This window comes from Prevotella melaninogenica ATCC 25845 (assembly GCF_000144405.1).
In the GTDB taxonomy this organism is placed as follows: Bacteria; Bacteroidota; Bacteroidia; order Bacteroidales; family Bacteroidaceae; genus Prevotella; species Prevotella melaninogenica.
On record NC_014371.1, the window covers coordinates 103614 to 115586 of the forward strand.

The following is an 11973-nucleotide window of genomic DNA, read 5'->3' on the forward strand; positions in this document are numbered from 1 at the left end:
GGCAAGCAAAGGATTGTTTACCTTATGTTTTGTGAAGCTTATTTAGGGTTGAAAATATTAAGATGAAATAATATAAAAATCGCTTTATCATTGTTATGGCAAATGTAATTAAGTTACGAAAGGGCTTAGACATTAACCTTACAGGACGCGCGCAGGAACAGATGTTACCTGTGAAATCATCTACGGAATACGCTTTGGTTCCAGATGACTTCCCAGGATTGACACCTAAGGTAACCGTTCGTGAAGGTGATCATGTCCGAGCTGGTGACCCATTGTTTGTTGACAAAGGGTGCACTGAAGTTAGCTTCGCTTCTCCTGTGAGCGGTACCGTCACAGCTGTTGAGCGCGGAGAAAGACGTAAAGTGTTGCGTGTGAAGATTGCTGCCGATGCGCAGCAGGAATATGCTGACTTCGGCGTGAAGGACGTGGCGGGCTTATCCGCTGATGATGTCAAGGCTTCATTGCTGCAGGCGGGATTGTTTGGTTATATCAACCAGCTGCCTTATGCTGTTGCTACACGTCCAGACACAGAACCAAAGGCAATTTTCGTGTCTGCACTTCGTGATAAACCTTTGCAGGGTGACTTCGAGTTTGAGTTGAGGGGGCAGGAGAAAGACTTCCAGACTGGTTTGACAGCTCTCGCTAAGATTGCAAAGGTTTATTTGGGTATTGGTGCTAAGCAGTCGGCTTCAGCGTTGACTGGTGCAAAGGATGCGGAAGTAACTGTTTTCGATGGTCCTTGTCCAGCAGGTAATGTTGGTGTACAGGTAAATCATATCGACCCAGTCAATAAGAGCGAAGTGGTATGGACTGTTGACCCAACAGCTGTTATCTTCTTTGGTCGCTTGTTTAACACCGGTAAGGTAAACCTCACTCGTCGTGTAGCCATTGCAGGTAGTATGGTAAAGCAGACTGGTTATGTTGATGCCCTCGTTGGTACTCCATTGAAGCAGATTCTTGCAGACAACATCGCTGACGGTTGCAACGTTCGCATCCTCAATGGTAATCCTCTTACAGGTGTCATCGCTAATGACGAGTCAGTGCTTGGTGCACATACTTCAGAGATAACATTGATTCCAGAGGGTGATGATGTACACGAAATCTTCGGTTGGATGCTCCCTCGTTTCAATGACTTCTCTACTTCTCACAGCTACTTCACTTGGCTGCAGGGCAAGAAGGCGTACAATCTCGATGCACGTCTCAAGGGTGGAGAGCGTCACATGATTATGAGTGGCGAGTACGACAGAGTGTTACCAATGGATATCTACAGTGAGTACCTCATCAAGTCTATTATCTCTGGCAATATTGACAGCCAAGAGCAGTTGGGTATCTATGAGGTAAGTCCAGAAGACTTTGCACTCGCTGAGTTCGTTGATAGTTCTAAGTTACCTTTGCAGAAGATTGTGCGTGAGGGCTTGGATATCCTTAGAAAAGAGAATGCATAGGGGTCTTATGAGCCCACAATAACTTTAACTACGGTTTCAAATAAAGTTTCTCAGAATGTCATCAGCAGTCAGTCAACAATCGGTTATGGACCTGCAAGAATGTTGCCAATGCCTTTTCGACGTATTACAAACGCTTTGTAATAGTTGTACAAAGGGCTTGTAATAACATTACAAAGCCTTTGTAACCATTCTGGAAACAGAAACTTTGGACTTTAAGAACCCTATAATAAAAGTAATATGAGTTTAAGAAATTATCTCGATAAGATACGCCCAAATTTTGAAGAGGGCGGAAAGCTTCACGCTTTCAAGAGTGTCTACGATGGTTTCGAGACGTTCCTTTATGTTCCTAACGAGACATCAAAGAGCGGAACTTCTATCCACGACGCAATTGATTCGAAGCGAATTATGAGTATAGTCGTACTGGCAGTAGTACCTGCTATGCTCTTCGGTATGTATAATATCGGTTATCAGAATGCCTTAGCAGCTGGCAAGTTGGCTGATGCTACTTGCTGGGGTATGTTCCTTTATGGTCTGCTTGCGCTGTTGCCAAATATCCTCGTGTCCTACATTGTCGGCTTAGGTATTGAGTTTGCTTGGGCACAGTGGAAGGGTGAGGAGATTCAGGAAGGTTATCTTGTATCAGGTATTCTAATTCCATTGATTATTCCTGTGACCACACCACTTTGGATTCTTGTGCTTGCAGTAGCCTTTGCTGTCATCTTCACGAAGGAAATCTTCGGTGGAACAGGTATGAATATCTTTAACGTTGCCTTGGCTGCACGTGCCTTCCTCTTCTTCTCTTATCCAAGTAAGATGACGGGTGATAGCATCTGGGTAGCAAAGGATTCTATCTTAGGTTTCGGCTATACCTTGCCAGACGGTTTCACTATGGCAACCCCATTGGGTGAGATTGCACAGGGAACAAGTGTGAACGCATCTGTATGTGATATGGTATTAGGTCTTATCCCAGGCTCTGTTGGTGAGACATCTGTTATCGCTATCGCTATCGGTGCTGTAATCCTTCTTTGGACAAACATTGCCAGCTGGAAGACAATGTTGAGCGTATTCCTCGGTGGTACTGTGATGGGACTTATCTTCCATTCAACTGGTGCAACACCAATTCAGTGGTATGAACACCTTGTTTTAGGTGGTTTCTGCTTCGGTGCAGTATTCATGGCAACCGACCCGGTGACCTCAGCACGTACAGAGACAGGTAAGTGGGTATATGGTTTCTTCATTGGTGCGATGGCTATCATCATCCGTGTATTGAACCCAGGTTATCCAGAGGGTATGATGCTTGCTATCCTCTTTGGTAATATGTTCGCCCCACTCATCGACTACTGTGTAGTTCAGTCAAACATCAGCAAGCGCGCAAAGCGTGCTAAATAAATAAGGAGGACGAAGAAATGAAAACAAATAGTAATTCTTATACAATTATCTATTCTGCCATCCTCGTGCTGATTGTAGCCTTTTTGCTTGCTTTTGTGTTCCAAGCATTGAAGCCAATGCAGGATGCTAATGTACAGCTTGATCAGCAGAAGCAGATTCTCTTTGCACTCAATCAGAATCGTGATATGAGCAATGAGGAGGCTGTTAAACTTTGGAAGCAGATTATCATAGCAGATGATATCATCAATGCAGATGGTAAGGTCGTTGAGGCTGGAAAGCAGGGTGGCGTTGATGCCGGCTTTAAGTTGAATAGTAAGGATGCCAAGGAAGGAAAACTCGCTTTGTTCCGTTGCAAGGTGAACGGTGAGGATAAGTATGTTATCCCTGTTTATGGTAACGGTCTTTGGGGACCTATCAATGGTTTCATCGCTATCAATGGTGATAAGAGAACCGTCTTTGGTGCTTACTTCAACCACGAGAGTGAGACAGCTGGTCTTGGTGCTGAAATCAAAGACAACAAGGCATGGCAGGATTTGTTCAAGGGTAAGCATCTCTTTAGCGGAAACGATACTCAGAAGATAGCACTTGCTGTTGAAAAGAAGATCGAAGACCCATCTACACAGGTAGATGCCGTAACAGGTGCAACGCTTACCAGTAATGGTGTAACAGAGATGTTCCATGCAGACAAGGGTGGACTTCAGCCTTACGTTAAATTCCTGAACAGCAAATAATATTCTAATCTTTAGAACAATAAGAATATGGATTTATTCTCAAAACAAAATAGAGAGGTGTTCAGCAATCCGCTGAATCTGGACAACCCAATTATGGTCCAGGTGCTCGGTATCTGTTCTGCCCTTGCCGTAACTTCACAGCTGAAGCCGGCGATTGTTATGGGACTTGCCGTTACCATTATCACGGCATTCTCTAATGTTATTATTTCACTTATCCGTAACACAATCCCTAACCGTATTCGTATTATCGTACAGTTGGTGGTTGTTGCTGCTCTGGTAACAGTTGTTAGTCAGATTCTCAAGGCTGTAGCTTACGACGTGAGTGTAGAGCTTTCTGTTTACGTAGGACTTATCATTACCAACTGTATCCTTATGGGACGTCTTGAGGCTTTTGCTATGACAAACAAGCCTTGGCCAAGTTTCCTTGATGGTGTCGGCAACGGTTTGGGTTACGCTATGATACTTGTTGTTGTAGGTGCTGTTCGTGAGTTCTTTGGTCGTGGCTCATTGCTCGGTTTCAAGATTCTCCCACAAAGCCTCTATGATGCAGGTTATATGGACAACGGAATGATGTCAATGCCAGCAATGGCACTCATCCTTCTCGGTTGTGTTATTTGGGTTCATCGTGCATATTTCTATAAAGAAGACAAGAAGTAATTATGGAACATCTTATTAGTTTATTCTTCCGGTCCATCTTTGTGGACAATATGATATTTGCGTTCTTCCTCGGTATGTGTTCATACCTTGCGGTGTCTAAGAGCGTAAAGACTTCATTGGGTCTTGGTGTGGCCGTAACATTCGTGTTGCTTGTTACCACACCAATCAACTATCTTTTGCTGACTAAGGTCCTCGGTCCAGACTGTCTTGCAGAGGGTGTTGACCTTACTTATCTTAGTTTCATTCTCTTTATCGCTGTCATCGCTGGTATCGTACAGATTGTGGAGATGGCTGTTGAGAAGTTCTCACCTTCACTTTATGGTGCGTTGGGTATCTTCCTTCCACTGATTGCCGTTAACTGTGCTATCATGGGTGCTTCACTCTTTATGCAGCAGCGTATCGGTCTTGACCCAGCAAGCACACAGTATATTGGTACTGTATGGGATGCACTTGTCTATGGTACAGGTTCTGGTCTTGGCTGGACATTGGCTATCGTGGCAATGGGTGCTATTCGTGAGAAGATGGAATATTCTGATGTACCAAAGCCTTTGCAGGGTCTTGGCATCACATTTATTACAGTAGGACTGATGGCAATGGCAATGATGTGCTTCTCAGGTCTTAAAATCTAAGTAAACAATGGGACAATTCATAACAATAAGTATTGTGGTATTCCTTATCACCATCCTTGTGTTGGTGATTCTCCTGCTTGTGTCTAAGAAGTATCTCAGTCCAAGCGGAAAGGTAAAGATAACAATTAACGGTGATAAGGAGATGACCGTTGATCAGGGTAGCTCAGTTCTGTCTACGCTGAATGAGAACGGTGTGTTCCTCCCTTCTGCTTGTGGTGGTAAGGGTAGCTGTGGCCAGTGTAAGTTGCAGGTAGTAGAAGGTGGCGGTGAGATTCTCGATTCAGAGCGTCCTCACTTTAGCCGTAAGGATGTTAAAGATCATTGGCGTCTCGGATGTCAATGTAAGGTGAAGGGTGATATGTCACTCAAGGTTCCTGAGTCTGTCATGGGCGTTAAGGAGTGGGAGTGTACTGTTATCTCTAATAAGAATGTGTCAAGCTTTATCAAGGAGTTCAAAGTTGCCTTGCCTCCTGGTGAGCATATGGACTTCATTCCAGGTTCTTACGCACAGATTTCTATTCCAGCTTACGACTGCATTGACTATGATAAGGACTTCGATAAGAACGATATCGGTGAGGAATACCTCGGTCCTTGGAAGCAGTTTAACCTCCTTTCTCTGAAGGGAAAGAATCCAGAGCCAACTGTTCGTGCTTACTCTATGGCGAACTATCCAGCTGAGGGTGACATCATCACACTGACTGTTCGTATTGCAACACCTCCATTCTTGCCACGTCCGCAGGTTGGTTTCCAGAACGTACCAACTGGTATTGGTTCTACTTACATCTTCTCTCTTAAGGAGGGTGATAAGGTGATGATGAGCGGTCCTTATGGCGACTTCCATCCTAACTTCACTTCTGGTAAGGAGATGATTTGGATTGGTGGTGGTGCTGGTATGGCTCCTTTGCGTGCGCAGATTATGCACATGACAAAGACCCTTCACACTCGCGACCGTGAGATGCACTTCTTCTATGGTGCGCGTTCACTCAGTGAGGCATTCTTCCTTGAAGACTTCTGGGAGCTTGAGAAGGAATATCCTAACTTCCATTTCCACCTTTCTCTCGACCGTCAAGACCCTAAGGCTGATGAGGCTGGTGTGAAGTATTACACTGGTTTTGCAGTAAACTGCATCCGTGATGAGTATCTAAAGGATCACGAGGCACCAGAGGATTGTGAGTATTATCTCTGTGGACCTCCAATGCTTATCAAGACAGTTACAGATTATCTTGACAGCATCGGTGTTGATCAGGATGCAATCATGTACGATAACTTCGGATAATTCAATATCCTATTCATATAAAGCGAGGAACCTTATTGGGCTCCTCGCTTTTTTGTTTTGAGTAGACTGAAAAAGTAAAAGGACTTTTGTAAGAATAAAAGGGTACAAGTGTAAAGTGATTATTAGAATACATGAAACTAAAAAAGTTGACAAATCTTTTTAACAGAATATTTTGTATTTTAAAATATAATTAGTACTTTTGCAGTGACAGACGGTTACCGGCTTGTTCAGACATATTGGAATTGAGCATGAGACTTCATACTATGTATAGTAAATAGTCCACAGCTCGAAAAGGACGTTTACAGACGTTATCTTTTGGTCCTCAAACTTCGCAAATTTGACCAAAACCCAAAAGAGATACGGCAACGGAAACGTTCACGTTAGTTGTATTATTTCTATGTCGTTTATGGCATTGATTATAATATCGTATTGACGTGGGCTTCTTGCGTTGCCTATCCTTTGGGTTAGGCAATGCGAAGGCCTGAGGACTGGGATAGGTAAGTGAAGACTCCCACGTCTTTTTTTAATTCACCTAAATTTCGGACCTTGCTGCAGGAGAGAGGCATAAGAATATTTCACTTCCATATTCTCGTGTCCTTTAAACAACTTGCCTATACTTGGGAGTGGTAAGGCTAATAAAAACTTACATATATGAAGCGAATTTTATTTTTTATTGTGATGACTTTGTGTGCTATGACTACATTTGCACAGGAGACAAAAGAACAAATCCAGAAAAGCGAAGAACGCGCCAAGAACCTACAAATCTTACTGGACAAGTATTCTGACACAAATTGTGGAGACGGAATCATTGATGGCTTTGGTAATTCCGTTCGCGATGCAGCGGTATTGGCGATTGCAAACAGTGTGAAGCTAGAGGGTCTTTATTATCGCCAGATTGGGCAGACAAAGGATGGAGTAACAGACGTTACTATCGTAAAGCCAAAATTGGAAGATTGGACAGAGCTACTGACAACGGTTACAGGTGAAGCTGCATCTGTTAAAAATGCTGTAGATAATGCAAAAGCTGCAGGTGAGCAGATGAAGCAAATAGCAGAAAATGCAAAAAACAATAAGAATCCAATGAAGATGGCCAAACTTGCAAAGATGGCTAAGGGAGCTGGTGTTGTTATGGAATTTGGCAATGCAGCAACCCCTATTCTTTTAGAAGAAAGTGCTGAGCAGGTAAAAGCCGTTCAGAAAATCATAGAAACGATAAAGTCTGGTAAGAATTTATAATGAGGTGTTTTATACTCTCAGTCATCTTTCTGCTCGTGTATGGCACAAACTGTCATGCACAGGCAGAAAGCAGACCTGTCGTTGGTGTAGCAGAGTTTACTTGCGACGAAAAAAGTCCTTATACGAGGTTAGTGACCGAAAAAGTTGTGGAAATGCTAACTAACACTCATCGATTTATTGTTGTTGACAGGACCAGTCGTGATAAAGTAGAAGAAGAACTTGAGCTACAGAAAAGTGAAGCTTTTTTGGATAGTAAGAATCTTGTGCAGCAAGACGCAGCACTTGGTGCTAGCATGCTAGTAACAGGGCATATTGTTAAGATACCTGTTTATCGCGTTCTTAATGGTGATGGAACTGTAAGAGGTTACAAAGCAAGTGTTGCCTTTCAGTTGAAAGTTGTAGAAGTGTCTACTGGTATTAGCAATGAGGCGCAGAGTTTTCAAGGAAAAACTAGCAAAGAAATGCTTTCTCCAGAAAGTGCTGTCACTGCTGCAATGCAATCAATTAAAGATGACATTTATGAGTATTTCCGAATCAACTTCCCCCTCACAGCAAAGGTTGTTAAGGTTCTAGACAAGAAGACGCTTGTCATTAATGCTGGTAAAGAGACTGGCGTGAAAGTTGGGGATAAATTCATGGTCCAAATAATAGAACTACTTGACGGCAAACCATACCCGTCTGATATAGGAACGATAACTGTAAAGAAACAATCTGGAGCCTCTTTCTCCGAATGTGACGCTACATCCAAAATAATATCAGCAATCAACTCTGCACAGCAAGGTGCGGTTATTCAATGTAGTTTAATCATAAAGAAGTAGCTATGGAAAAAAGACTTATACTCTTACTGACTATCTTGTCTCTCTGTCTTCCATATACGTATGCGCAAGAATTGACATCAAAAGTAGAGAACATCGCAACCGCAAAACCAAAAATAATGGTAATTCCCTACACACATCAAGGGGAAGATATACGCATGGTGCTGGAAAGTGATGTCAACAAACGCATTGCTCTAACGAAGATAAAAGAGGCATTTGACCTGCGAGGATATACAACCGTTGATTTCTTCGGACGCGTGAAGGCTCTGTCTAAAGCTAACGCATTAGGAAGCAATCAACAACAAGACGCAAAGTCGCTTATCATACAACAATCTGGAGCTGATATATACGTTGAAGCTGAAATCAGTATTCTCGACTCGCCAACGGGCAATTCCGTAAAGATTATCATGTCGGGATATGATATTTCAACAGGAAACTCACTAGCAAATGCCGTGTGCGAAAGTGGAAAATTTTATACTGATGATTACGGTAAACTGGCTTCAAGAGCGACTGACACAGGTATCGATGTTTTCCTTAACTCTATGCAGAACAAACTTATGGATATGGCAGAGAACGGACAATCAATCAGTCTTACAATCGGATTTGCTCAGAACTCTATGCTGTCCATGTCTACAGAAGTAGGGGATGAAAGACTTCCATTATCTGATGATATTGAAATGTTCGTTGCAGGAAATAGTTATAAGGAAAATTATCACATACAGGGAACAAGCGACAAGCAAATGATTTTTGATGACATACGTATCCCACTCACGGACGTCGAAGGCAGAACTTTTAACGCTAATAAATTCGGATTAAAACTCCTACAATACTTCCGCTCAAGGAATATTAAGATTGAAAGATCCATTAGCAACAACATGATTGTAATCACTATAAAATAAAACTCCATGAATATCCGTAAATTATATGTCATCACAGCACTATTTATTGCTGTTATTAGCAGTGCTCATGCGCAAGGAATCGAGATTGGTTTTGTCATACCAACAAATCAAGATGAAATAAGCGTGAATACGGCAAGGATACTTCGCAGTAGAATACTTCCTGCATTTACAGCAGAAGGTATCGAGACATCAGAAGTTAGTTCCATCGCCATTAAGCCCGAGCTTAGTTTCACAAACTACCAAGAGGCCGAAGGAGGAATGAGGAATATTCATACCTCAGAAGTACAAATAAACCTTATCTGTCAGAATCTGATTACAGGAACAGTGTTTGCCAGTCGAACATTCAGCCTACAAGGGCAGGGTTACTCCGCTGATGATCTCGTTAAAAGTGCGTTCTCACAAATAAAGCTGGACGACGAGAATGTAAGATTATTCCTACATACGGCAAAGAGGCAGATATTAAGTTACTATTCAAGGAATCTGCGAGCAGTACTTGATAGGGCACACACCTATGCCCAGCTTCACCAGTACGAAGAAGCGTTATCTCTGCTCTTCTCTTGTCCATCCACATTAGCCAATTACAATAGTGTAAATACTGCTATCAGCAACATCTACAAACAATACCAAAGAAATGAGTGTGGCAACCTTTTACTACAAGCACAAACTGAATATTCTAATGGCAATTACGAAGCGTGCGCTGAAATGCTCAAACAAATAGATACAACAAGTCCCTGTGCAACAGAGGCAAAGACTTTATGTCAGCGCATTAAGCAATCGCGAGATACAGAAGCGAAACAAATTATTGCATTAATCGAGAATCAGGCAAAAAGGGAAGCTGACTTAGAGAAACAAAGAATAAAAGCGGCTAGAGATATTGCTGTTGCATATTACAAACAACACACTAACTTAGTTCTAATATTCTAATCTATTGGTGTCCGATAAAACTTTTTGGGTTATCTGTGTTAGATAAAATAGACTTAAGCCTATGATTTCATTAATTTATCTGGTTATTATAGGGATTTCCATGTCAATATAGGCACATTTTATAATGCTTATAGTTTGAAACTGAAAACCAAGCCCCTGGATGAGTAAAACGGCTGCAATACCGATGGATAAGGAGATACAGAGTTTTCTGTTTATTTTTACCGGACAGCAATAATAAAATATAAAACAACTTTCCCAAAGCAATGAAGAAACAGCGATGATGAATAATCGTTGATACGGATTCGCTAACAGTCTATATTGGCGAATCTATATATAATAGTGAAGTCTGCTAATTGTGATTGATGCTACAAATAGCAGACTTTGACTATATTATGGTTGTCTCCAAAGTGGTTCGTTTTCCCATTCTTGTGGGAAGCCAAGTGCATTCAAATCTATCTCTGGATAATTCGCAAAAAGCGTTTTTATTTTTTGGAACATTTCATTGTTTGGAGAGATGATATTCAAGAAATACTTGATGATACATATATTATAGTATACACGAAGTGAATCTGTTTGAAGTGTAATCCATGGATGAGTCATCTTTTTAGGGGACATTGGACGGATTGTATTTTGCTTGTTCCACACACGTGAGTGGTGGCAACATGTATTTCTTGTCAGAGTTACAATGGTCAACCAAGATTCGAAAGGTGCTATTTGTAGTCCAAATGATTGGGAGATCTTTTTCTTGATTTTCTTGTCCTTGATGTTGTTGTATATGTTTGTGATGATTCCAAATGGAAGTACTTCTGAAACAATCCATGCTGGTGGGTATGGGTCTGAATATGTTTTCTTAAAATGGATGATGAAGTCCTCTTTTGATTTGTAAAGCTCCTGATTTATTAAGTTCATTGTTTTTTGAAACTTGGACGAGTTGACAAAGTTTGCAGAATCTGTCATCCAGAAAGGATTTCCTGTAATAAAACTGCCTATGTTGACAATTACACTGCGAACAGCAACTTCTATCTTTTCAAGTTCGTTGAATAGCAAAAGACGTAACTTCTTGTCAAACCGATATAGCATCATTACTTTGCTAAATGTTGCACCTCGTTTGTACAAATGATGTTCTTTTGGTATCTCAAGCAATGGATGCATATAAGCAGACAGACGATAATAACCGATATGCTCTAAGTAGTGTTCTGCCTTCAAAGTATCGGGAATATAAAGACCTCTTAATTGTAGTAAAGAAACAAGGTCGTGGGGTGATGTATAGCTTTTGCCGAAAGGTATTGTGTTTGTCATATAATATTAAAAACGACCCGCACATTTGAGCATCGTTGAGAGGCTTGGCGGGTTCTAGCATCGCAAATGTACAAATATTAGTTGGATAATACAAGCTTTTTGTAGAAAAAAAGGTGTTTGTTTAGTCGTATTTAAATACGTTATGGATGCAAAGAACAAATAATAAAGAATGTATATGTATAACAAAGTGTAAACATATTTCTTCCCTTAAAATTTTATTGATGCTCTTTTGGCTTCGAAAAGACGCCCTTTTGGCTTGCAAAAGATGCCCTTTAAGGCCCTTACTAACGCCCTTTTGAAGGCTAATTAAGCACCTTTTGAAAAGCATCTCAGTAACACGCTGATATCAAATAACTTATGAAGGTATAAAGATCACAGGCTTTCTGGCTCTTTACCTGACTTTTATTTGACTATTTTGTAATTATATTTCAAGATAGCAAACATTAAGATTTAAAGTTTAGACATCAATGGTTAATATAAAAAAACTCACACAGAGGAGTGTACTCTGTGTGAGGTTTAATTCAATTCATAATTCTTAATTGATAATTCTGATTACCGATGTGGGAAAGTTCAAAGCAATAAACTCTAATTATCAAGTTCAATGTCCAAACTTCAAATTCAAAGGGACTACGAATTACGCAAATTGCACGAATCATTTAGTAATAAGCATTCG

11 protein-coding genes are annotated in these 11973 nt (G+C 41.1%); 10 read left to right on the plus strand and 1 reads right to left on the minus strand.

Annotated elements, in window-relative coordinates; all coding sequences use genetic code 11:
• The first annotated feature begins 95 nt into the window (after positions 1 to 95).
• The 10 genes from HMPREF0659_RS07545 (at position 96) to HMPREF0659_RS07590 (ending at position 10001) form a co-directional block, all read left to right on the plus strand.
• On the plus strand, positions 96 to 1445 hold the full coding sequence (locus tag HMPREF0659_RS07545) for a Na(+)-translocating NADH-quinone reductase subunit A (RefSeq protein ID WP_013265763.1): 1350 nt from the start codon (positions 96 to 98) through the stop codon (positions 1443 to 1445).
• Between the two features lie 237 nt (positions 1446 to 1682).
• Complete coding sequence (locus HMPREF0659_RS07550; RefSeq protein WP_013265474.1) at positions 1683 to 2834, plus strand: NADH:ubiquinone reductase (Na(+)-transporting) subunit B; 1152 nt, start codon at positions 1683 to 1685, stop codon at positions 2832 to 2834.
• A 17-nt stretch (positions 2835 to 2851) separates the two neighbouring features.
• On the plus strand, positions 2852 to 3565 hold the full coding sequence (nqrC, locus tag HMPREF0659_RS07555) for an NADH:ubiquinone reductase (Na(+)-transporting) subunit C (protein ID WP_009434655.1): 714 nt from the start codon (positions 2852 to 2854) through the stop codon (positions 3563 to 3565).
• Between the two features lie 27 nt (positions 3566 to 3592).
• The gene (locus HMPREF0659_RS07560; RefSeq protein ID WP_004360386.1) at positions 3593 to 4222 is read left to right on the plus strand and encodes an NADH:ubiquinone reductase (Na(+)-transporting) subunit D; all 630 of its coding nucleotides are present in this window, start codon (positions 3593 to 3595) and stop codon (positions 4220 to 4222) included.
• A gap of 2 nt (positions 4223 to 4224) precedes the next feature.
• A complete protein-coding gene (gene nqrE / locus HMPREF0659_RS07565; RefSeq protein WP_004360385.1) occupies positions 4225 to 4851 on the plus strand; it encodes an NADH:ubiquinone reductase (Na(+)-transporting) subunit E in 627 nt (208 codons plus the stop codon).
• A gap of 7 nt (positions 4852 to 4858) precedes the next feature.
• A complete protein-coding gene (nqrF, locus tag HMPREF0659_RS07570; protein ID WP_013265818.1) occupies positions 4859 to 6127 on the plus strand; it encodes an NADH:ubiquinone reductase (Na(+)-transporting) subunit F in 1269 nt (422 codons plus the stop codon).
• A 651-nt stretch (positions 6128 to 6778) separates the two neighbouring features.
• A complete protein-coding gene (locus HMPREF0659_RS07575) occupies positions 6779 to 7363 on the plus strand; it encodes a hypothetical protein (protein ID WP_013265037.1) in 585 nt (194 codons plus the stop codon).
• Positions 7363 to 8181: a CsgG/HfaB family protein gene (locus tag HMPREF0659_RS07580; protein WP_013265408.1), complete on the plus strand. Its 819-nt coding sequence runs from the start codon at positions 7363 to 7365 to the stop codon at positions 8179 to 8181. Before HMPREF0659_RS07575 ends, HMPREF0659_RS07580 begins: the two co-directional genes overlap by 1 nt.
• A 2-nt stretch (positions 8182 to 8183) precedes the next feature.
• Positions 8184 to 9077 (plus strand): DUF6175 family protein, encoded by an 894-nt coding sequence (locus tag HMPREF0659_RS07585; protein ID WP_013265733.1) that lies wholly within the window; start codon positions 8184 to 8186, stop codon positions 9075 to 9077.
• 6 nt (positions 9078 to 9083) lie between these two features.
• Positions 9084 to 10001, plus strand: coding sequence for a hypothetical protein (locus tag HMPREF0659_RS07590; RefSeq protein WP_013265554.1), 918 nt, complete (start codon positions 9084 to 9086; stop codon positions 9999 to 10001).
• A gap of 390 nt (positions 10002 to 10391) precedes the next feature.
• On the opposite strand, the gene HMPREF0659_RS07595 is transcribed toward HMPREF0659_RS07590, so the two are convergent.
• Positions 10392 to 11300: an Abi family protein gene (locus HMPREF0659_RS07595; RefSeq protein WP_013265875.1), complete on the minus strand. Its 909-nt coding sequence runs from the start codon at positions 11298 to 11300 to the stop codon at positions 10392 to 10394.
• Positions 11301 to 11973: the final 673 nt, after the last annotated feature.